This window comes from Herbaspirillum sp. SJZ099, from assembly GCF_007828355.1.
In the GTDB taxonomy this organism is placed as follows: Bacteria; Pseudomonadota; Gammaproteobacteria; order Burkholderiales; family Burkholderiaceae_D; genus Herbaspirillum.
In genome coordinates this window covers 570,533-591,845 of record NZ_VIUO01000001.1, presented here as the reverse complement: position 1 = coordinate 591,845, position 21,313 = coordinate 570,533, and the positions used below count along the sequence as shown (strand labels likewise).

General features: G+C 62.1%; 22 protein-coding genes. 10 read left to right on the top strand and 12 right to left on the bottom strand.

The features are described from left to right. Positions 1-163: 163 nt before the first annotated feature. Positions 164-1,690: a PLP-dependent aminotransferase family protein gene (locus tag FB597_RS02555; protein ID WP_370454626.1), complete on the bottom strand. Its 1,527-nt coding sequence runs from the start codon at positions 1,688-1,690 to the stop codon at positions 164-166. A gap of 225 nt (positions 1,691-1,915) precedes the next feature. Here FB597_RS02555 and FB597_RS02550 point away from each other — a divergent pair, with 225 nt between their 5' ends. The 3 genes from FB597_RS02550 to FB597_RS02540 all read left to right on the top strand — a co-directional run bounded on the left by FB597_RS02550 (position 1,916) and on the right by FB597_RS02540 (position 4,730). Continuing rightward, on the top strand, positions 1,916-2,284 hold the full coding sequence (locus tag FB597_RS02550) for a hypothetical protein (protein WP_141913261.1): 369 nt from the start codon (positions 1,916-1,918) through the stop codon (positions 2,282-2,284). A 211-nt stretch (positions 2,285-2,495) separates the two neighbouring features. After that, entirely contained in the window at positions 2,496-4,001 is a 1,506-nt protein-coding gene (locus FB597_RS02545) for a sensor domain-containing diguanylate cyclase (protein WP_141913260.1), read from the top strand. 3 nt (positions 4,002-4,004) lie between these two features. After that, positions 4,005-4,730, top strand: a complete 726-nt coding sequence (locus tag FB597_RS02540) for an alpha/beta fold hydrolase (RefSeq protein WP_141913259.1) — start codon at positions 4,005-4,007, stop codon at positions 4,728-4,730. An 85-nt stretch (positions 4,731-4,815) separates the two neighbouring features. Here the strand turns inward: FB597_RS02540 and pssA are convergent, their stop codons facing one another. The 7 genes from pssA to FB597_RS02505 form a co-directional block, all read right to left on the bottom strand. Next, complete coding sequence (gene pssA, locus FB597_RS02535) at positions 4,816-5,682, bottom strand: CDP-diacylglycerol--serine O-phosphatidyltransferase (protein ID WP_141913258.1); 867 nt, start codon at positions 5,680-5,682, stop codon at positions 4,816-4,818. 74 nt (positions 5,683-5,756) lie between these two features. Continuing rightward, entirely contained in the window at positions 5,757-6,401 is a 645-nt protein-coding gene (locus FB597_RS02530; RefSeq protein ID WP_141913257.1) for a phosphatidylserine decarboxylase, read from the bottom strand. A 215-nt stretch (positions 6,402-6,616) separates the two neighbouring features. Then, on the bottom strand, positions 6,617-7,144 hold the full coding sequence (locus tag FB597_RS02525; protein WP_141913256.1) for a vesicle formation protein: 528 nt from the start codon (positions 7,142-7,144) through the stop codon (positions 6,617-6,619). Between the two features lie 115 nt (positions 7,145-7,259). Further along, on the bottom strand, positions 7,260-8,033 hold the full coding sequence (locus FB597_RS02520) for an SIMPL domain-containing protein (RefSeq protein ID WP_141913255.1): 774 nt from the start codon (positions 8,031-8,033) through the stop codon (positions 7,260-7,262). A gap of 801 nt (positions 8,034-8,834) precedes the next feature. Continuing rightward, positions 8,835-9,851, bottom strand: a complete 1,017-nt coding sequence (gene ilvC / locus FB597_RS02515) for a ketol-acid reductoisomerase (protein ID WP_141911472.1) — start codon at positions 9,849-9,851, stop codon at positions 8,835-8,837. Between the two features lie 77 nt (positions 9,852-9,928). Next, positions 9,929-10,420, bottom strand: coding sequence for an acetolactate synthase small subunit (gene ilvN, locus FB597_RS02510; RefSeq protein WP_079214366.1), 492 nt, complete (start codon positions 10,418-10,420; stop codon positions 9,929-9,931). A gap of 2 nt (positions 10,421-10,422) precedes the next feature. Continuing rightward, positions 10,423-12,141, bottom strand: coding sequence for an acetolactate synthase 3 catalytic subunit (locus FB597_RS02505; protein WP_141913254.1), 1,719 nt, complete (start codon positions 12,139-12,141; stop codon positions 10,423-10,425). Between the two features lie 550 nt (positions 12,142-12,691). Here FB597_RS02505 and FB597_RS02500 point away from each other — a divergent pair. The 5 genes from FB597_RS02500 to FB597_RS02480 all read left to right on the top strand — a co-directional run bounded on the left by FB597_RS02500 (position 12,692) and on the right by FB597_RS02480 (position 16,303). Continuing rightward, a complete protein-coding gene (locus tag FB597_RS02500; RefSeq protein WP_141913253.1) occupies positions 12,692-13,261 on the top strand; it encodes an RNA polymerase sigma factor in 570 nt (189 codons plus the stop codon). Continuing rightward, complete coding sequence (locus FB597_RS02495; RefSeq protein ID WP_141913252.1) at positions 13,258-13,668, top strand: DUF3619 family protein; 411 nt, start codon at positions 13,258-13,260, stop codon at positions 13,666-13,668. Before FB597_RS02500 ends, FB597_RS02495 begins: the two co-directional genes overlap by 4 nt. Further along, the gene (locus FB597_RS02490) at positions 13,665-14,498 is read left to right on the top strand and encodes a DUF3106 domain-containing protein (RefSeq protein WP_370454624.1); all 834 of its coding nucleotides are present in this window, start codon (positions 13,665-13,667) and stop codon (positions 14,496-14,498) included. Before FB597_RS02495 ends, FB597_RS02490 begins: the two co-directional genes overlap by 4 nt. Positions 14,499-14,716: 218 nt before the next feature. Then, positions 14,717-15,250, top strand: coding sequence for an RDD family protein (locus FB597_RS02485; protein ID WP_141913251.1), 534 nt, complete (start codon positions 14,717-14,719; stop codon positions 15,248-15,250). Positions 15,251-15,373: 123 nt separating this feature from the next. Beyond that, entirely contained in the window at positions 15,374-16,303 is a 930-nt protein-coding gene (locus FB597_RS02480) for an alpha/beta fold hydrolase (protein WP_144767916.1), read from the top strand. 84 nt (positions 16,304-16,387) lie between these two features. Here FB597_RS02480 and FB597_RS02475 read toward each other — a convergent pair whose 3' ends face one another. Both FB597_RS02475 and FB597_RS02470 read right to left on the bottom strand, forming a co-directional pair. Then, positions 16,388-16,735 (bottom strand): hypothetical protein, encoded by a 348-nt coding sequence (locus tag FB597_RS02475; RefSeq protein ID WP_141913249.1) that lies wholly within the window; start codon positions 16,733-16,735, stop codon positions 16,388-16,390. Between the two features lie 149 nt (positions 16,736-16,884). Beyond that, positions 16,885-17,730, bottom strand: coding sequence for a ferritin-like domain-containing protein (locus tag FB597_RS02470; protein ID WP_141913248.1), 846 nt, complete (start codon positions 17,728-17,730; stop codon positions 16,885-16,887). A 135-nt stretch (positions 17,731-17,865) separates the two neighbouring features. Here FB597_RS02470 and FB597_RS02465 point away from each other — a divergent pair, with 135 nt between their 5' ends. Then, positions 17,866-18,390 carry a gamma carbonic anhydrase family protein gene (locus tag FB597_RS02465; RefSeq protein WP_141913247.1) on the top strand — a complete coding sequence of 175 codons (525 nt, stop codon included), beginning with the start codon at positions 17,866-17,868 and terminating at the stop codon, positions 18,388-18,390. 61 nt (positions 18,391-18,451) lie between these two features. Beyond that, entirely contained in the window at positions 18,452-19,381 is a 930-nt protein-coding gene (hslO, locus tag FB597_RS02460; protein WP_141913246.1) for an Hsp33 family molecular chaperone HslO, read from the top strand. A 114-nt stretch (positions 19,382-19,495) separates the two neighbouring features. On the opposite strand, the gene FB597_RS02455 is transcribed toward hslO, so the two are convergent. After that, positions 19,496-20,212, bottom strand: a complete 717-nt coding sequence (locus tag FB597_RS02455) for a pseudouridine synthase (protein ID WP_141913245.1) — start codon at positions 20,210-20,212, stop codon at positions 19,496-19,498. After that, entirely contained in the window at positions 20,205-21,041 is an 837-nt protein-coding gene (locus tag FB597_RS02450) for an RNA methyltransferase (RefSeq protein ID WP_141913244.1), read from the bottom strand. The genes FB597_RS02455 and FB597_RS02450 overlap by 8 nt, the downstream gene beginning before the upstream one ends. Positions 21,042-21,313 lie beyond the last annotated feature (272 nt).

The window sequence follows — 21,313 nt, the reverse complement described above, 5'->3', positions numbered from 1 at the left end:
CCTGGACAGTGGTGGCAATGTTGCTCCAGTGTACAACCTCTTTACGTTTTCTTTACGCATGTAAACGCCACATGCCATGCAAGCCCGGCGCCAGAGATGGCGGCAGGCGAAAAAAAGCCGCCCTCATCGAAAGCGGCCTGGGGGAAATGCAGGAGTAACGCGCTCAGGCTGCCAGGCTATGCCCGATCTGCCCCAACTGGCGCAGCGCCTGGTCCAATTCACGCGTGAAAGGATGGCCACAGCAGATGCGCAGGAAATGTCCGTAGCGGTTGGAATTGGAAAAGATCGCGCCAGGCGATACCCCGACGCCCTGTACCAGCGCCTGCTCGAACAGGCGCTGCGAGCACACCTGCGAGGGCAGTTCCACCCACATGCCGACGCCGCCGCTGGGCACGGTCATGCGCGTGCCTTCGGGGAAGTAGGCGGCGATCGATTCGGCCATGCGCTCGCGCTGCTCCTTGAGCAGTTCGCGCAGACGGCGCAGGTGGCGGTCGTAAGCCGGGCTGGCCAGGAAATCGGCGGCCGTGATCTGGGTCCACTCCTCGTTGGCGCGGGTATGGGTGAACTTGAGCATCATCACCCGCTCATGCCAACGGCCGCCGTTCATCCAGCCCAGGCGCATGCCCGGCGCCAGCACCTTGTTCAATGAAACGCAATAGATCACATTGCCGCTGCGGTCGCGGCTCTTGAGCGTCGAGGGCGCCACGTTGCCGTCGGCCAGCTCGGTGTAGGCGTCGTCCTCGATCAGCGGCAGGCGCAATTCTTCGCACAGGCGCACCAGCTTGTCCTTGTTGGCGTCGGGCATGATGCAACCGAGCGGGTTCTGCAGGTTCGGCACCACCACCACGGCCTTGATGTTGCCGTAGGTGCGCACCGCCAGTTCCAGCGCCTCGGACGAGATTCCCGTGAGCGGGCTGGTCGGGATCTCCAGCGCGCGCATGCCGAGGTTTTCCAGCGCCTGCAACAGGCCGAAGTAGGTCGGCGACTCCACCGCGATGGTGTCGCCCGGGCCGGCGACGGCGCGCAACGCCAGGTTGAGTGCCTCGATGCAGCCGTGCGTGACCACCACCTCGTCGGCATCGATGCGCATGCCGGCATTGAGCGCGCGGCGCGCCACTGCCTGCCGGAACCCCTGGTTGCCGTTGTGCGGCATGGCGCTGGTGAGCAGCTCGGGATGGTCGCGCAAGGCGCGCATGGCGGCCTGCTTCAAGGTATCGACGGCATAGAGCTCGGGCGCGCAGGTCATGCCGGACAGGTCGATGCGCGGTGCGCACTTCTGGCGCAGCGCGATGTACTTGGAGACCTTTTCGTGGATGCCGACGTATTGGGCCGGATCGATCGCCATCAGGCTCTTGGGCTCCTGCACCGGGCGGATCGCCGAGCGGCGCGGCTGGCGCACGAAGTAACCGGAACGGGGGCGCGCCTCCAGCCAGCCGCCCTCTTCCATATGGCGCAAGGTCTGCAAGGAGGTCGACAGGCTGACCTGGTGCTGGCGCATCAGGTCGCGCACCGATGGCATGCGGTCGCCTGCCACCAGGGTACCGGCCTGTATCGCGCCCTGGTAATGCTCGGCCAGCTTGCGGTACAGCGGCATGCGGGAAGCGGCGGCATCGGGAGGATCCGAAACCGTCGCATTGGCCAGTGGCGGCCGGGTATCTGTAGGGTCGGGAATAAGCAGGCTGGTATCCATAACAGCATCATCTTCTTGCGGCAAAAACCAGAACAGATACAGAGTATTCGAAAAAGAACGATAACAGATTCAAAATCCATCGCCTGTTACGGCACAGTCTGTTTTTTCCTGTGCCTGTTGCGCTTTTGCTGCCCTCCTTAGACTTCAATCACCTGTTCAACGCCTCGGCGAGATGTGGGCGCGATGTGGAACAGGCTCCCGGAACCCAACAGACAGAGGAACATCATGCAAAGCCCGTGGCAAGCCCCTACTCCCGCCGACTACCCGCTGGCCAGTCAAACGGTCAGGCTGGCGCGCGGCCAGACCATGCAAGTGTGGCTGCCCGCCGGCAGCCTGGTGGTGAACAACGCCCCGGCGGCACGGGTCACCCAGGCGCCGCAATGGCTGTTCGACCAACTGGTCGAACAACGCAGCGACCTGAGCGATGGGCAAGCCATGGCGATCGAACACGCCGGCTGGGTGGAAATCACGGCGCCGCAGGGGGGCGAAGTCCTGTGCCTGCGCCCGCAAGCGCAGTCATGGCGCCAGCGTCTGCAGTCGGCATGCAGGCGGCTGCTGAACTGGGGGCAGCGGACTGCGCCGGCCGGCCAGTGACGTTCTGGGCGGCGGGAAACATTTCCCGCCGTCAAATAAATTCCCGTCGCCAAGCCACTCGGCGTAGCGCGTTGGGACAGAATGCATTTCATCGACAGGCATGAAATGAGTTTTACATATTTGCGCAAATACTTTGCCCCAGGAACCGAAGTTACTGCAGAGATTTCCGCAAAACCATTACACTTCCGTCATCCCTCAAAGATGAAGTGTTATGCAGAACGACCATTCCTCCAGTGCCTCCCCGGCTTCCCGCAATCCTGCCCAGGCGTTGTCCGAGCAGGAAACTTTCGACCTGACCCCAGTCTCCCTCTGGAAAGAAGACTACAGCGGCATGAAGCGCCTGTTCGACGAATGGCGCGCGCAGGGCGTGACCGATCTGCAGGCCTACCTGAAAGAAGACATCACGCGCGCGCAAGCCTGCGCGCGCCAGATCCGCGTGGTCGACGTCAATCGCCGCACATTGGAGTGGTATGAGGCGCGCGACCTGGAACATCTGGTTGCCAACCTGGACAAGGTGTTTCGCGATGACATGATCGACACGTTCATCGATGAGCTGGCGCAGCTATGGGAAGGCAAGCTGAACTTCTCGAGCTACACGGTCAACTACACGCTGGGCGGCAAGCGCCTGGATATCCAGCTCTCCGGACGCATCATGCCCGGCAGCGAAGAAAGCTGGGATTACATCCTGCTCGCCATCGAGAATGTCACCGAACGTGAGACCGCGCGCAAGAAGCTCTCGCGCAGCGAAAACTATGCGCGCGGCCTGTTCGAGTATTCGCCGATCTCGCTGTGGGTGGAAGACTTCAGCCAGGTCAAGCGCCTGTTCGACGACCTGCACCGCATCGGCATCACCGATTTCCGCACCTTCACCGATGTGCATCCGGAATTCGTCGAGCGCTGCGCGCAGGAAATCCGCGTCATCGACGTCAACCTGCAAACGCTTTCCATGTTCGGCGCGCCGGACAAGGCGACGCTGCTGTCGCGCCTGTCGGATATCTTCCGCGACGACATGCATCATCATTTCAACGAACAGTTGCTCGAACTATGGAACGGCAACCTGTTCCATCAGCGCGAAGTGGTGAACTATTCGCTCAATGGAGACCAGTTGTACGTGCACCTGCAATTCTCGGTCTTCCCCGGCTACGAAGACAGCTGGGGACTGGTGCTGGTGGCGCTGACCGACATCACCGCGCGCAAGAAGGCCGAAGCCTACCTGGAGTTCCTCGGCAAGCATGACGAACTGACCAAGCTGTACAACCGCGCCTACATGGTCGAGGAGCTGAACCGGCTGGAGCGCAAGGGCCCCTTCCCGGTGAGCGTGATCGTGGCCGACCTGAACGGCCTGAAGCAAGTCAACGACGAGCTCGGGCACGCCGCCGGCGATGCCTTGCTGCGCCGCGTGGGCGAAGTGCTGGCCAAGGCGGTGGACCGCCCGGGCAGCGTGGCGCGCACCGGCGGCGACGAGTTCGCCATCTTGCTGCCGGCCACCGACGAACGCAACTGCGCCGCGCTGCTGGAACATATCCAGAAGCTGGTCGACCTCAACAACCAGTTCTATTCCGGCATCACATTGAGCCTGTCCATCGGCGCGGTCACTTCCATGCCGGGCGAACGCCTCGAACACGCGGTGCAACGCGCGGACGCGCTCATGTACGAGGCCAAGCGCCAATACTATGCCGGCACCCCGGGCCTGGAACGCCGCCAACAGCCGGACTGAGCCATGCATTCCATGCCGGCCGCAGGCGGCCATCGCATCATCAGGGAAGATGCCGCGTTGCAGGCTGGCGCGGAAACGCTGGCGTGCGATGTCATCTCCGCCGGTGGGTGCGGCGCCGTCCACACCCTGTTCCTGCATGGCGCCGGGCAAAGCACCCGGGAACGCCAGTGGCCGCTACGGGAAACACTCGCCCAGCGGGGATGCGCCAGCGCCGCCATCGATTTTTCCGGACATGGCCGCAGCACTGCGCTCACGCCCAATTCCCTGGCCAAACGCGTCGATGAAGCCCAGGCTGCGCTGGAGCGCTTCACCCAGGCGCCGCGTACGATCGTCGGCGTGAGCATGAGCGGAGAGATTGCCATGCGCCTGGCCTGCCGGCCGGAAAATCGGATCGCCCATCTGGTGACCATCGTCGGCGCCATCTATGATGGTGCCGCCTTCAATCTCCCTTTCGGCCCCGGCTTCAGCGCCGCGCTGCGGCGCCCGGATAGCTGGCGCGATGCCGACTCGCTGGCGCTGATCCGCAGCTATCGCGGCCGCATCACGCTCATCCGCGCCAGCCAAGACAAGGTCATCCCCAAGGAAATCGCAGAGCTGATCGCCGCCAATGCGCATGCGGCAAAGCAATGCCGCATCGTCGACCTGCCCGGCGTCGACCATCGCGTCAGCGAACATAGCGCCCAGGATGGGGATCTGCGCGCATTGCTGGCGACGCTGGTCGCGGACTAAGCGCCGCAAACAAAAACGCCCGGCAAAGCGGGCGTTCCTGGGAAAACCTGTCAGATTGCCGCGCGCCGCGGCCTAATGGCTGTGGCTAATGGCTGCCGTCCCCATGTTCATCCGTGGTCTGGACGATGCTGACCGGCTTGCCCTTGATGCGGCGCCAGACGTATACCCCATATCCCGACAAGCCGTACAGCACGAACAGGCCGAACAGCACCTTGGACGGATCGCTGGAAATCACCACCAGCAAGACCACCACCAGCAAAGCGGCGATGAACGGCACCGGCTTGCGGAAGTTGACGTCCTTGAAGCTGTAGAACGGCACATTGGTGACCATGGTGATGCCGGCGTAAAGGGTAATGACCCAGGCCGCCCAGCTGAGGTCGGTGCCGGCAAAGCGCAGGTCGTCCATCAGCCAGACGAAGCCGGCCACCAGCGCCGCGGCCGCCGGGCTGGGCAAGCCCTGGAAGTAGCGCTTGTCGACCACGGCGATGTTGGTGTTGAAGCGCGCCAGCCGCAATGCGCCGCCCACGCAGTACACGAAGGCGGCGAGCCAGCCGAGCTTGCCCATGCCGCGCAAGGACCATTCATAGACCACCAGCGCCGGCGCAGCGCCAAAAGACACCATGTCCGACAGGCTGTCGTATTGCGCGCCGAACTCGCTCTGGGTATTGGTCATGCGCGCCACGCGGCCGTCCAGGCTGTCCAGCACCATGGCGACGAAAATGGCAATGGAGGCATAGTCGAACTTCAGGTTCATCGCCATCACGATGGCGTAGAAACCGCAGAACAGCGCAGCAGTCGTAAACGCATTGGGCAACAGGTAGATGCCGCGCGACCGGCGGCGCACCACACCCGGCCCCGCCTCATCCAGCTGCGACGCATAGGCCTTGGGCCCGCGCAGGGATTTGGGGAAGGGGATGCCGCCTTTGGCTTTGCGTCGTCGGAAAGTTGCCATTGATGTTTATCGTTTGATATTGCAGGAAAGCGCGCGAAGAAAAAGCGGCTCCGCGCGGAGCGATCACCGGAAAGTCAGAGTTCGGCCAGAATGGTTTCGGTGGCCGAGACCTTTTCGCCGACGGTGACTTTGGGCGTGGCGCTAAGCGGCAAATATACATCCACGCGCGAACCGAAGCGGATGAAACCATAGCGCTGGCCGCGCGCCAGCACGTCGCCGGCCTTCACGTAGCACAGGATACGGCGCGCGATCAGGCCGGCGACCTGCACGCAGGTCACGCTGTGGCCGGCGGTGGTCGTAATGGCCAGCGCGTTGCGTTCGTTTTCCAGCGATGCCTTGTCGAGGTCGGCATTGACGAACTTGCCGGGGAAATACTGGACGGTCTCAATCTTGCCATCCACCGGCGCACGGTTGGAGTGGACGTTGAACACGTTCATGAACACGCTGATCTTCAGCGCTTCACGGTCGGTATAGGGATCATGGGCACGGGCCACTACCACGATACGGCCATCCGCCGGCGACAGCACGGCATTGGCCTGCTGCGGGATCACGCGCGGCGGGTCGCGGAAGAACTGCAATACGAACAGCGCGATGATCCACAAGGGCAGCGACCAGGCGCCGCAAAAGAAGGTCGTCAGCAGTGCCACCACGACGGCGATCGTCAGGAACGGCCAGCCTTCACGGGCGATAATGGGATGGGGATAGTGGTTATTGTTCAATGTTGCTCCAATGATCGCGGAAATTTCAAAAGTAAAAGCGTGCTTATTCTAGTCCAGCCCTTGCCAAATGCAACGAAATGCGGCTCCAACGGACGCAAAGAACGGGCTTTGCAGCCGGATTTACTATTGTTTGCGTGAGATCGGCCGGCATTTCGCGCGCGCCCCCGGCACGCACAATGCAGCACGTGCCCGGCTGCCTGCCGTAGCGATACGGATCAGGGACGCGCCGCAGCCCGCACGAAGGAGAACTTCAACTCATTGCGCGATACATTGGTGCCGGACTGGATACTGGTGACCTGCATCTGCCCCACCATCACGACCACCCCTGCATCGCCATAATCGAAACCGGTCACTTCCATGGCTCGCCGCAGATTGCCCTGGAGGCGCTCTTGAGGCTTGTCATTGATGATGCCCGGCGCTTGCTTCAACAAAGGCGGGCATGCCTTGATCCCGTCCACCATGCGCTGGTAGGCCTGGCCCAGTTCGGCCGGCGTGGCCAAACGCCAGATGCAGGAATAGCCGGCAGAGTCGCCGCTGATGGCGCAACTGCGCGCGCCGTCGAGCTGGAAGCTGGAACCGTATTCCTTCCTGGCGCCCTCCGTGCCTTCCGTGGCCTCCTTTTTCCAGCCATCGAAATGGGATTGCGACTGGCTGTAGATGGCGCCCATGTCCGCGCAGATGTCGGCATGCGCCAGCCCGGCCGACAACAGGCCGGTTGCCAGGAACGCGGAGAGATTCTTCATTACCCGCATGATGGGGGCCCTAAAAACGGAAAAGAGGCCGATTATAGCCTCCCTTCCTGTGGCGCCTGGCCAGCATGTCATGGCCGAGGCAATGGATTGTGGACGATGCGTCCGCTTACTTGAAGCGCACCTTGCCGACCAGGCGCATGCCGACCGTGGATTCACCCGGTTCGAAGCTGGGTTCGGCCACCGATGCCGCCTCCGGCGCCATGTCCGAGCGCATCATCATCGCTGCCTTGGGCGCCATCGGCCGGTCGTTGCCCGCGTAGTTGCCGGAACCTTCGAAATCCAGCGTCTCCAGCACCGCATCCGACGGCGTGCGATGCATGGAAGCGGCGATGAAGCCGATGCGCTCTTCCAGGTTCTTGTAGGTGGCATCAAACAGCGCTGCATCCAGCTTCTTGGTCGCAGCCGGGCTCAGTCCGAACTGCAGGCCGTTGAGGCTCAACAGGCTCTGTGCCGACGATACCGTCTTGGGCAGGCCGGCCAGGTTCTGCGTCACCACTTCCAGATACTGGCCGACGCGCCAGCCGACGATGGGGCGCGCCTTGGCGGCGGCGCGCGGCTGTGGCGGCGTCACCGGCTGCGGTTCGGCATAGATGGCATAGGTGTAATAGCCGTAGCTCTTGAGCGTAGCCTGCGGATCCTGGCGCTTGATGATGTCGATGCCCTGCTTCATCTTCTGGTTCACGCGCGAAGCGGCCGCCGTTTTGTCCTTGTCCTGCTCCTCGACCTGCAGCGTCACGCGCGCCTGGTCATTGGGCACGCTCAATTCGCCGGTGGCCGGCACCACCACCATGCTGCCGGTGGTCTGGATGGCCTGCGCCTGTACGGCCATGCATGCAGTCGCCAGTGCGGCGCCGAGCATCAGTTTGCGGGTAGTTGTCATGTTGTCCTCGCTTGGTGTTGTTGGTGGAGCGGGTTCCGCATGATGCGCATCGGCACCATCGACCCCGGCACTTCGACGATCTCGCTTCGCATTTAGTTCTTGCTTCGTATGCAACAAGGCGTAACGGCGGATACCAGGATGTTGTCGGGGCAGCCCCCTATTGCCCTGACGACATCTCCCCCGCCTTCGCATTTTGCCTCAAGACCTGCCGGGAGCACCATCATCCGATGATATGTTGATATATGTTGATATCAGGCCGATACCGCTTCAGCCGCACCTGAGAAAAAAAGGACGCCGAAGCGTCCTTTCCTTTTGTCCTGCGAGCAGACCAACGTTAGCTCTAGGTCTGGCCGACCAATTTCACGGCCCCCGTTCGGGCTGAGTAGGCCCGCCAGGGCCGTATCGAAGCCAGCGTGTCACCGTTGGCGCTCTTGCCTGCCCTTCGATACGCTGCTGCGCAGCTACTCAGGGCGAACGGAATCTGGACTCCACAAACAAAAATGCCGTTCAGCGCTTAACTGAACGGCATTAACGCAGAAGCGTCCTTTACTTTTTTTTGCGACTAAACCAGCTTGTTGGCCTTGATCCAATGCAGGACGCGCTTGCAAGCGCGTCCTGCCATGATGCTACCGGTCGCGACTAGAGCCGGTATTAGTTCTTGGTCTGGTCGACCAATTTGTTGGCTTTAATCCAAGGCAGGCTGGCCGGGGTTTCGCGAAGCACCGCTTCGCGCCGGCCTGCCCAGGACGCGCTTGCAAGCGCGTCCTGTCATGATGCCGCCGGTCGCGATTAGAGCCGGTATTAGTTCTTAGTCTGGTCAACCAGTTTGTTAGCCTTGATCCAGGGCATCATGGCGCGCAACTTCTCGCCCACAACTTCAATCTGGTGCTCGGCATTGATACGACGACGCGACAGCAGGGTCGGCGCACCCGCCTTGTTTTCCAGGATGAAGCTCTTGGCGTATTCGCCGGTCTGGATGTCGGTCAGCACTTGCTTCATGACCTTCTTGCTCTCTTCGTTGATGATGCGCGGGCCGGTCACGTATTCGCCGTACTCTGCATTGTTCGAGATCGAGTAGTTCATGTTGGCGATGCCGCCTTCGTAGATCAGGTCGACGATCAGCTTCAGTTCGTGCAGGCATTCGAAGTAAGCCATTTCCGGCGCGTAGCCGGCTTCCACCAGCGTTTCGAAACCGGCCTTGATCAGTTCCACGGTGCCGCCGCACAGTACGGCCTGTTCGCCGAACAGGTCGGTTTCGGTCTCTTCGCGGAAGTTGGTTTCGATGATGCCGGCGCGGCCGCCGCCGTTGGCGGTGGCATACGACAGGGCCACGTCACGCGCGGTGCCCGACTTGTCCTGGTACACCGCGATCAGGTGCGGCACGCCGCCGCCCTGGCTGTAGGTCGAACGCACGGTGTGGCCGGGGGCCTTGGGGGCGATCATGATCACGTCCAGGTCGGCGCGCGGCACGACCTGGCCGTAGTGGATGTTGAAGCCGTGCGCGAACGCCACGGTGGCGCCCTGCTTGGCGTACGGCGCGACGTTTTCGGCATAGACCTGGCCGATGTTCTCGTCCGGCAGCAGGATCATGATGACGTCGGCTTCCTTGACCGCGTCGTTGACTTCCGCCACCTTCAGGCCGGCCTTCTCGGCCTTGCTCCACGAGGCGCCGCCCTTGCGCAGGCCGACGGTGACCTTGCAGCCCGAATCCTTCAGGTTCAGCGCGTGCGCGTGGCCTTGCGAACCGTAACCGATGATGGTCACGTTCTTGTTCTTGATCAGGGACAGGTCTGCGTCTTTGTCGTAAAAAACTTTCATGATTTTTCCTATGTTCTTAGATAACTGAATAACTCAATGCTTGAATGAGGGTTCTTGCGTACTGGCGCTGCGGCCGCTCAGATCTTGAGGATCCGTTCGCCGCGGCCGATGCCGGAGCCGCCGGTACGGACCGTTTCCAGGATCGCGGTGCGGTCCATGGCGTCGATGAAGGCGTCCAGCTTGCTCTTGTTGCCGGTCAGCTCGATCGTGTAGGTCTTTTCGGTGACATCGATGATGCGGCCGCGGAAGATATCCGCCGTCCGTTTCATCTCTTCACGCTCCTTGCCCACTGCGCGCACCTTGATCAGCATCAGTTCGCGCTCGATGTGCGCGCCTTCCGTCAGATCGACGACCTTCACCACCTCGATCAGGCGGTTCAGGTGTTTGGTGATCTGTTCGATCACATCGTCCGAACCGGAGGTCACGATGGTCATGCGCGACAGGGTCGGGTCTTCGGTGGGTGCAACGGTGAGCGTTTCGATGTTGTAGCCGCGCGCGGAGAACAGGCCCACGACACGGGACAATGCGCCGGCTTCGTTTTCCAGCAGTACAGAAATGATATGGCGCATGATTAAAGATCCTCCGAACCCAACAGCATTTCAGTCAAGCCCTTGCCCGCCTTGACCATCGGCCAGACGTTTTCGGTTTGATCCGTAATGAAGTTCATGAAGACCAGCCTGTCTTTCATCGCGAAGGCTTCGCGCAGCGCGCCATCGACATCGCCCGGCTTCTCGATCTTCATGCCGACGTGGCCATACGACTCGACCAGCTTGTTGAAGTCGGGCAGCGAATCCATGTAGGACTCGGAATAACGGGAGCCGTAATCGATCTGCTGCCACTGGCGCACCATGCCCAGGAAGCGGTTGTTGAGCAGAATGATCTTGGGCGTGAGGTGGTATTGCTTGCAGGTCGCCAGTTCCTGGATGCACATCTGGATCGAGGCTTCGCCGGTGATGCAGGCGACGGTCGCGTCCGGGTTGGCCTTCTGCACGCCCATGGCGTACGGCAGGCCCACGCCCATGGTGCCCAGGCCGCCGGAGTTGATCCAGCGGCGCGGCTTGTCGAAACCGTAGTATTGCGCAGCCCACATCTGGTGCTGGCCGACGTCGGAAGTGATGAAGGCGTCGCCCTTGGTGACTTCCCAGACCTTCTGCACCACCGCTTGCGGCTTGATGAATTCATCCGAAGTGGCGAACTTCAGGCAGTCGCGCTCGCGCCACTTGTTGATCTGCTTCCACCAGTTGTCCAGCGCGGCGCCGTTGGGCTTGGTCTCCGTGGCATCCAGCTGGGCCAGCAGTTCCTGCAGCACGTCCTTGACGTTGCCGACGATGGGGATGTCGACCTTGACGCGCTTGGAGATCGACGAGGGATCGATGTCGATATGGATGATCTTGCGCGCGTTCGATGCAAAGTGCTTGGGGTTGCCGATCACGCGGTCGTCGAAGCGGGCACCGATGGCGATGAGCACGTCGCAGTGCTGCATGGCCATGTTGGCCTCGTACGTGCCGTGCATGCCGGGCATGCCGACGAACTTGTCGCTCGAGGCGCGGTAGGCGCCCAGCCCCATGAGCGTGTTGGTACAGGGGAAGCCCAGGCGATCGACCAGCTTGTTCAGTTCGGGAGCCGCGTTGGCCAGGATGATGCCGCCGCCGGTGTAGATCATCGGGCGCTCGGCCGACAGCAGCAGTTGCAGCGCCTTGCGGATCTGGCCCGAATGGCCCTTGTCGACCGGCTTGTACGAACGCATCTCGACGCTCTTCGGATATTCGAAGGCGCAGGTATGCATCGTGATGTCTTTGGGGATGTCCACCAGCACCGGACCCGGACGACCCGTGGTGGCGATGAAGAACGCCTTCTTGATCGTTTCCGCCAGGTCCTTCACATCCTTGACCAGGAAGTTGTGCTTGACGCAGGGACGGGTGATGCCGACGGTGTCGCACTCCTGGAAGGCGTCCTGGCCGATGGCAGTCGACGGCACCTGGCCGGAGATCACCACCATGGGAATCGAATCCATGTAGGCGGTCGCCAGGCCGGTCACCGCATTGGTGACGCCGGGGCCGGAGGTGACGATGCACACGCCCACCTTTTCCGAACTGCGCGAATACGCGTCGGCGGCATGCACCGCGGCCTGTTCATGGCGAACCAGGATGTGCTGGAATTTGTCTTGCTTGAAAATTGCGTCGTAGATGTAAAGGACGGCGCCACCGGGATAGCCGAACACGTGTTCGACGCCCTCTTCGGCCAGGCAACGGACGAGTATATCCGCGCCGGAAATCTGCTCAGAACTCATTACTGCTTCCTTTCAAGGTCCATTGGAAATTGATCGGATGTTCTCTCCTGACGGAATCGCAGTCGTCTGCCTGCCGTTGGCTTCCCTTTTTTGTGCGGTCACGCCATTTCTGCGCCCCAACCGTAGTGAGGTTCGAAATGCCGCTCAACGCGACTCGTTCAGCCTTGGTACAAGATGGACTTCTACTGATCCCTCGCGCTTGTGGCACGGGTTAGAACAAACAAGCTTTTTTTAATCAAAGCGCGTCTTTGAACCGGCACGACCTTATGTGAAGCACCGACAAAGAACATAAAACGCCCCAAGTGTGTGAGGCGGGAGACAAACAGTAATGCGTTGCATCATTTTGGTCAAGCAAAATCCTCTGAAAACTGCTCCAACACGCGCATTCCAGAGGCATTTGCAGAGAAACATCACGACAAATAGGGCCATTTTTGCTAGGATTCGGTCTGCTTTTTTGACAAATTTTTGCGTTCTCCCGCATTTCCCCGCCGGATGACGGTCTGTTTCCGATCGATCATTTCCGGCCGTCCGCCCTCGGCAACCGCACTGCATGGCAACTGACAAAGAACTCTCCGATTTTCTTGAAAATGTCGAACGCCGCGCCTTCAAACAGGCGGTGTATGCCGTACGCAAGGACGAAGCCGCGTTGGACATTGTTCAAGATGCAATGATCAAGCTCGCCGAGAAATACGGCGACAAGCCTGCGGACGAACTGCCGATGCTGTTCCAGCGCATCCTGCAGAACACCATCCACGACTTCTTCCGCCGCGAAAAAGTACGCAACACCTGGGTCAGCCTGTTTTCCAGCTTCGGCGGCGACAGCGAGGGACAGGAGGATTTCGACGTCCTCGAAAGCTTCGAAGCGCAGGACGGCTCGGAAGCCGCCGAGTCCAGCGCCGACAAGGTCGAGCGCGAGCAGACGCTGATGCTGATCGATGCCGAAATCCAAAAGCTGCCGACGCGTCAACGGGAAGCGTTCCTGATGCGTTACTGGCAGGACATGGACGTGGCCGAAACGGCCGCCGCCATGGGTTGCTCCGAAGGCAGCGTCAAAACCCATTGCTCTCGCGCAACCCATGCGCTGGCTCAAGCTCTGAGAGCCAAAGGAATCACACTATGAACAACAAGGAACTGCAATTCGCCTATAAGGTGAAGATGGCGCTCGACGCCAACCTGGACAACCTGTCCGACGATACCCTGCAAAGCCTGGCGGCGGCCCGCCGCGTGGCGCTCGCCCGCAAGAAAAAAGCCCCCTTCGCGGTGCGCGTGGAGCAACCTGTCTTTGCCGGCGCCCCGGGCATCGGCGGATCGGCGCCGTCCGGCCGCCCCTCCTGGCTCGGCCGCCTGGGCGTGGCCATACCGCTCCTGGCCGGCATCATCCTGTTCGCCGGCATCTACCAGCATGAGAATGCCAAGCGCGTGGCCGACCTGGCCGAGATCGACGCGGCCGTCCTGTCGGACGAACTGCCGCTGTCGGCCTACCTGGACCACGGCTTCAACGCCTATCTGGCGGAAAAAGGCCAATGACCATGCGCGACGCCATCGGCATCCTCGCCGCCGCACCTTGCCGCCGCTGGCGCATTGCGCTGGCGCTGGCGATGCTGGCCGGCGGATTGACCTGCTCTTGGACATCAGCGCAAAACGCTCCCGCTGCAACTCCTGCCATTCCGGCAACCGTGCCGACAGCGCCTGCAGCAACGCCCCAGGCAGAAGCGCCTGCGGCAACGCCTCCGAGCGCGCACTTGCCGCCGCCGGCCAAAGCCGGCGCCAAGTCGTCAGGCAAGAAACCCGACAACAGGCTCGCATGGGCTGCCCTGTCGGCGCCGCAGCAACAAGCCCTCGAACCGTTGTCCGGCGAATGGGTGAAGATGAGTGACCTCCAGAAGGAAAAATGGCTGGCGATCGGCAAAAAATTCACCAAGATGAAGCCGGAAGAACAGCAGCGCCTGCATGAGCGCATGCGCGACTGGGTCAAGCTGACCCCGGCACAACGCAGCGCGGCACGCACCAACTATGCCCGCGCCAAGAAGCTCGATGCCGAAGAAAAGAACGAGCAATGGAACAAATACCAGCAACTCTCCGCCGAGCAAAAGAAAAAACTGGCGCAAGCCAAGTTGCCCAAGCGAGTTGCCAAGCTGCCTTCCGCGCCAGGTAATGCAGCCCCCACCATCCAGTTGCCGGCAGAGGCGCTGGACCGTCCATTGCCGCCGGCCGCGGCCCCAGCGCTCGCCCCCGGTTCGCAGGCGCCGCCGCAACCTGGCGTGATGCTCCCCGCCCAGGCACAGGGGGCTGGCTTGCCGGCCGTGCCCCCGGGCGTCGTGGTGCCCGCCTCAACCACGGTTGCCGAGAGCAAGTAAGCCTCCCGTGCCGTTGGCTGTAGCCTGTTGGCCGCGGCATCCCCCTGCCAACGCCTGCCTCGCCGTGGCGTCCCCTGGCTTTCCAGCAATCCTGCCGGTAGGCAAGCCCCGCCGATTGCATTACCATCTGGCACACCATGGCAGCGGCAGGATCGCTATCGCCTGCCACGCCCATGTGCCGTAGAGGCCAATACAACAACTCCCAATACCGAGACACCATGCAGGACATGACCACGCCTTCGCTGCGCCGCCGCCTCAGCAGCATGCTGTACGAATCCATGCTGCTGTTCGGCGTCCTGTTCATGTCGGGCTGGTTGTTCTCGACCTTGTTGCAACAGCGCCACGCGCTCTATCTGCGCCATGCGCTTGAAGCCTGGCTGTTCTTGGTGCTGGCAGCCTATTTCATCTGGTTCTGGCTGCATGGCGGACAAACCCTGGCGATGAAGACCTGGCGTTTCAAGCTGGTGGATCTCTCGGGCCGGCCGGTCGGCATCTGGCGCGCTACCTTGCGCTTCCTGCTGGCCTGGCTGTGGGTGCTGCCCGGGCTGGCGCTGGCATCGACCATGCGCGACCAGCACTGGATGCTGGTGCTGATCCCGGCCGGCAATCTGCTGCTCTGGGCCTTGACGGTCTATCTCGATCCGCAGCGCCAGTTCCTGCATGACAGGATCGCCGGCACGCGGCTGGTCAACGCCACCCCGCCAACCCAATCCAGGGCCGCCGCCGGCGCCGCCGATGCGAAAAACACATAGGCGCACATAGGCGCTCCCGGCCGGCATAGCGTCATGGATCCGACACGGGGCTCTGCTATGCTCTGCGCAAACGCATTTTTCCTGTATGTCCGCTTTCCCTGACCGCATCGGACCCTGCCACGCATGATTTCCCGCATTTCCAGAACCCTGCTCCTGATCCAGCTTGGCATCGCGGTTCTGCTCTACTTCCTGTTGCGGCATTTCGACTGGCCCATTGCGCTGGCCGCACTCGGCGGCATCGGCATCGTGCTGCTGCTGCGCGCGCAGGTCACCGCCAACAGCTTCTTCCTGACCTGGCCCTATCGCGGCCGCACCTCGAACCCGATCGAAATCACCTGGCTGCAAATCGGCAAGCTGTTCCTGCGCGAATACCGCGCCACCATGCTCTGTTCCTCATGGGCGATGCCCTTCCTGCGCTTCGACCAGTTCACCTATCCCGACACCACCTCCCTGCCGGTATTGCTGATCCACGGCTACGGCTGCAACAGCGGCTACTGGCGCTGGATGAGCCTGGCCCTGCGCGAAGCCCACATCACCCATTACGCGCTGGACATGGAACCGGTGTTCGGCAGCATCGACGGCTATGCGCCGCTGGTCAACGCCGCCGTCAGGCGCGTGCAGGCCGAGACCGGGCAAAAGAAGATCGTCATCGTCGCCCACAGCATGGGCGGCCTGGCCGCGCGCGCCTACCTGCGCGACCACGGCACCACGCATATCGCCAAGGTGGTCACGCTGGGCACGCCGCACCATGGAACCGCCATTGCCAACTTCGGCATCGGCATCAACTGCGGCGAGATGAACTGGCTGGGACGCTACGAAGAAGGCCGCAGCAGCGAATGGCTGCAAAGACTGGCCGCCACCGAGGAGGCCGAGGCGCTGGGCGCCATCGTTTCCATCTATTCGCATCATGACAACATCATCTCGCCGCAAAGCTCGGCCCACCTGGCGGGCGCCCGCAATATCGCGGTGCCGGGCATCGGCCATGTCGCGCTGGCGCTGGAGCCGTCGATACAGCAGATGGTGATCGAAGAAATCCACAGCGCGCAGGATTAACGCCCCGACCCGGGAAATGAAAAAGCCTCCGGAGAACAATCGGGAGGCTTCTGGTTTTTACCGCCTTGCCGGCGCAAAGCAAGCTTACTTCTTGGACGCCTCCTGGATCTTCTGGCCGGCCTCCTCCATCTTCTCGCCAGCTTTTTGCGTCAGTTCCTTGGCGCCTTCCTTGGTCTTTTCATAGGCGGACTGGGCATCGGCCTTGGCCTGGTCCACCGCCTCGCCCAGCTTGCTGCCGGTATCCGCGGACTGCTCCTTGGCCTTGTCGGTCGCCTGCTCGACCTGCTTGCCGGCTTCCTGCACGGCGCTGTCGATCTGCTTGCCCAGCGCTTCGGCCGGGCCGGCTTCCTCCTTCTTCTGGCATGCGGCCAGCAGCGTAACGGCAGCGCCCGCGGCCGCCAGGCCGAACAACAGTTTGGACATGGTCTTCATAGTGTCACCCTTTCCTGAAATGAAATCCCTCGATGGGGCCGAACCCGGCAGTAATACCATGGCTGTTATCGCATTGCCGGCCGACGAAAACAAGCCCCGATACAAAAACATGCGATTTTCACAAAACATCCGACCCAATCCCGCCGCACTCAACCTCGCCCGTCCGCCATATCTTTGAACATCAGCAATTCCTCGTCCGAAAACCCCGCGGCCTTCCTCGCCTCCAGATTGAACGGCCCGCGCAACGGCGGCGCCTTGTAACGGGCCGACAATTCGGCAAAGGTAGGCACCGGATCCAGCCCGCGCTGCTCGCACAGCCAGGCGAACCAGCGATTGCCGGTCAGCACATGCCCTACCTCGTCGCGCAGGATGATGTCGAGGATTCCGGCCGCCGCCTGGTCGCCGGCCTGGGCCAGCTTGGCGCGCACCGGCGGCGCAGCATCCAGGCCCCGGGCTTCCAGCGTGCGCGGCACCAGGGCGATGCGGGCCAGCACGTCGAAGCGGGTCTTCTCGGCCATGTCCCATAGGCTGTTATGGGCCGTAAAATCGCCATAGGCATGGCCCAGCGTCTGCAAATGCGCCGCCAGCAGCGAGAAATGGTAAGCCTCTTCCGCCGCCACCTGCAGCCAGTCGGCATAGAACTGGCGCGGCATGCCGGCAAAACGCCAGACCGCATCCAGCGCCAGGTTGATGGCGTTGAATTCGATATGTGCCAATGCGTGGATCAACGCCGCGCGGCCCTCGGGCGTGCGCATCGAGCGCGACTTCACTTGCAGCGGCGGCACCAGCTCCGGCTTGTCCGGACGGCCCGGAATGCCGTCGCCGCAGTCGTCGGCGGCCAGGTCGTCCTGTTGTTCCAGCGCCAGGCCATCGTTATGCCAGGCCGCATGCAAGGCCTTGACCGCCGTGCATTTGGCCGCCGGCCGGGTTTCTTTGAGGCAAACCAGGGCGCCGGCGCGCAGGCCGGTGAATGAAAGGATTTCAAGTGAAGGCAAGGCGTGATCCAAGGATGCTTCTTTCAAGGGACGGTAAAATACGCGGTTGATGAGGCCGGCTTCGCCACCATATAGGCGCAAGCGGCAAACAAGCCGATTCAAAAGGCGGGTTCAACACGAGGAGACGATTTTATTATGGCAATCTACCAATTAGAGCAGGATATTCCCGACATCCACGAAACCGCCTTCGTGGCCGAATCGTCGACCGTGGTCGGCAAGGTGAAGCTGGAAGCGCATTCCAGCGTCTGGTTCAACGTCGCCATCCGCGGCGACAACGAACTGATCACCATCGGCGAAAACAGCAACGTGCAGGAAGGCGCGGTGCTGCATACCGACATCGGCTATCCGATGGTGATCGGCAAGAATGTCACCGTCGGCCACCAGGCCATGCTGCACGGCTGCACCATTGGCGAGGGCGCCCTGATCGGCATCCAGGCCGTGGTGCTCAACGGCGCCCAAATCGGCAAGAACTGCCTGGTCGGCGCCGGCGCGCTGGTGACCGAAGGCAAGCAATTCCCCGACAATTCGCTGATCATCGGCGTCCCGGCCAAGGCCGTGCGCCAGCTCTCCGAAGAAGATATCGCGCGCATGCACGCCGGCACCGACAGCTACGTCGAGCGCGCGCAACAGTTCAAGGCCAAGCTCAAGCGCATCGCCTGAGCGCATCGCGCCTGGACTGGCATTGACAAGGCAGCGCCGGCGCGCTGCCTGGAAAGAAAGAATGAAAGATACGCTGCAAAAATTCCTGGTCGACAACGCACCCGTACGCGGCGAGCTGGTCGAGATTTCCGACACCTGGCAACAGGTGCAGGCCCGCCGCGACTACCCGGCCGCGGTCAAGACGCTGCTGGGCGAAATGCTGGCGGCATCGGCCCTGCTGTCGGCCAACCTCAAGTTCAACGGCATGATCGTCATGCAGATCCACGGCGACGGCCCGATCAAGCTACTGGTGGTGGAGTGCGATTCCGAGCTGCAATTGCGCGCCACCGCCAAGCTGGCCGATGGCGCCGCCATCGCCGACGAAGCCACGCTGAGCGAACTGGTCAATGCGACCGGCCACGGCCGCTTCGTGATCACGCTCGACCCCAAGGACAAACTGCCCGGCCAGCAACCCTACCAGGGCATCGTGCCGCTGGACGGCGACAGCGTGGCCACCGTCATTGAAAACTACATGCTGCGCTCCGAGCAATTGGACACCAAGCTGTGGCTGGCGGCCGACGGCAAGGTATCGCGCGGCCTGCTGCTGCAAAAGCTGCCCAGCGAAGGCGGCATCAACGCGCCGACCACCAGGGCCGAAGGCAGCGAACTGGAGACCTGGAACCACTTCGTCATGCTGGGCAACACCCTGCGCCGCGAGGAACTGCTGTCCACCGACATCAGCACCCTGATGCACCGCCTGTTCTGGGAAGAGACCATCCGCGTGTTCGAGCCGGCGCATCCGCGCTTCCACTGCTCCTGTTCGCGCGAAAAGGTCGGCAACATGCTCAAGATGCTGGGCCGCGAGGAAGTCGAGGAAGCGCTGACGCAAATGGACAAGCTCGCCATTGACTGCGATTTCTGCGGCCAGCACTACGAGTTCGATGCGGTGGACTGCGCGCTGTTGTTTGCCGACACCTTGAGCAGCAGCGAGGCTGGGCAAGCGCGGCACTAATTTCGCCTTCGATACGCGGCGTTGCCGCTACTCAGTCCGAACGGTACTTTATTGGCTACCGTTCGGGCTGAGTAGCCGCATAGCGGCGTATCGAAGACATGAATACCGCTGCAATCAATCCGGCGCCAGCAGCGCCATCTGCTCCGCATCGAGGTAACACCACTCCCCCTCTTCCAACTCCAGCGCATCCAGCTGCAAGCCGCCGATGGCGGTGCGGCGCAAGGCGCTGCAATGGTTGCCGGCCGCGGCCAGCATGCGCTTGACCTGGTGGTACTTTCCCTGCTCCAGCACGATCTCCAGCAGATGCTCGCCCAGTTGGCGGCAGCGCGACGCCGCCAGCGGCGCCGGTTCGTCATGCAACTGCACGCCCGCCATCAGTTGCGCGATCAGCGCGTCTGTCACCGGTTCGGCCGTGGTGGCCGCATAGACCTTGGGCACGTGGCGCTTGGGCGAGGATTGCGCGTGGATGAAGCTGCCGTCGTCCGACATCAGCAGCATCCCGGTGGTGTCGTGGTCGAGCCGGCCGACCGGCTGCACGTCGCGCCAGGTGAACTGCTCCGGCAGGATGGTCAGCACGCCGGGATGGTGGCTGGGCTTGCGCGAGCATTCGAAATTGGGCGGCTTGTTGAGCACGATGTAGACGTGCTCGCGGTATTCCCACTCCTCGTCGAACAAGGTCAGCGTGAGATTGACGGTGTCGGGCGTGGCGCGGTAGTCGTCCACCACTTCGCCGTTGACCGCCACTTCGCCGTCCTCGATCAGTTCGCGGCAATACTTGCGCGAGCCGAAGCCCTGCGATTGCAGGATGCGGTCCAGGGTCAGCTTAGCCATGCTGCGTACCTCCGTCGTCCGGCTTGTCCGCCGCGCCGGCCTTGGCTTGCTTGGGCGCCAGGATCTGGCGCGCGATGCCGCGCAGGATGTTGACCTCTTCGGTTTCCAGTTGCGCGCGCGCGAACATGCGTTTGAGCCTCGGCATCAGTTTCTTGGGATTGTCGGGATTGAGGAAGTCGATCGCCACCAGCGCCTGCTCCAGATGCGCGAACATGCCCTCGATCTCGGCCACGCCGGCGCTGCTGCCCTGGAACCCGACCTCGCCCGGCGCGCGGGCGTCACCGCTGGTTTGCATCGGGCCGCCGCGCAGCTCCAGCTCGGTCATGCGGCATTCATAGGCCAGCACCTGTACCGCTTGTGACAGGTTCAGCGAGGAGTAATCGGGATTGGCCGGGATGTTGATCAGCGCCTGGCATGTCTGCACCACCTCGTTGGGCAGGCCGAAACGTTCGTTGCCGAACAGCAGCGCGGCGTCCAGGCCGATGTCTTGCGACAGTTGCCGGGCCAGCGCGCGCGGCGTCACCACCGGCGGCGAAAATTCGCGCAGGCGGGCGCTCACGGCGGCGGCAAAGTTGCAACCTTGCAACGCTTCCTCGACGCTGCCGACCACGCGCGCGTTCTGCAACACGTCCAGCGCGCCGCTGGCGAAAGCCACGGCTTCGGCTTCATGCACGGCGTCGGGAAAGCGCGGATTGACCAGCACCAGCTCGGAAAAGCCCATGGTTTTGATGGCCCGCGCGGCCGAGCCGATGTTGCCCGGACTGCTGGTATTGACCAGCACAAACCGCAGCCGGGTGAAAAGAGAGTGTTCGGATTCTTGCTTGTTCATTTAAAATAGCGGGATTCGCGCCTGAAATGCGGATGTTGGCAAAACGCCATCACACCGCAATTCGGCAAGTCCGCAAGCATACCGCCACGGACGGCGCATCGCTCATTAATTTCACTGTCGCCATTGTCGTTTCACTGCTGTACTTTCATTCGCAGGCGTGCCGTTTCCGTGATTTCCCGGATACCTCGGACACGCATTCGCGAAAAGAGAGACGGGGTCGACGGATACCAACGCGGTCATCAGCATCGATCATCGCAATTTTAACGGAACCA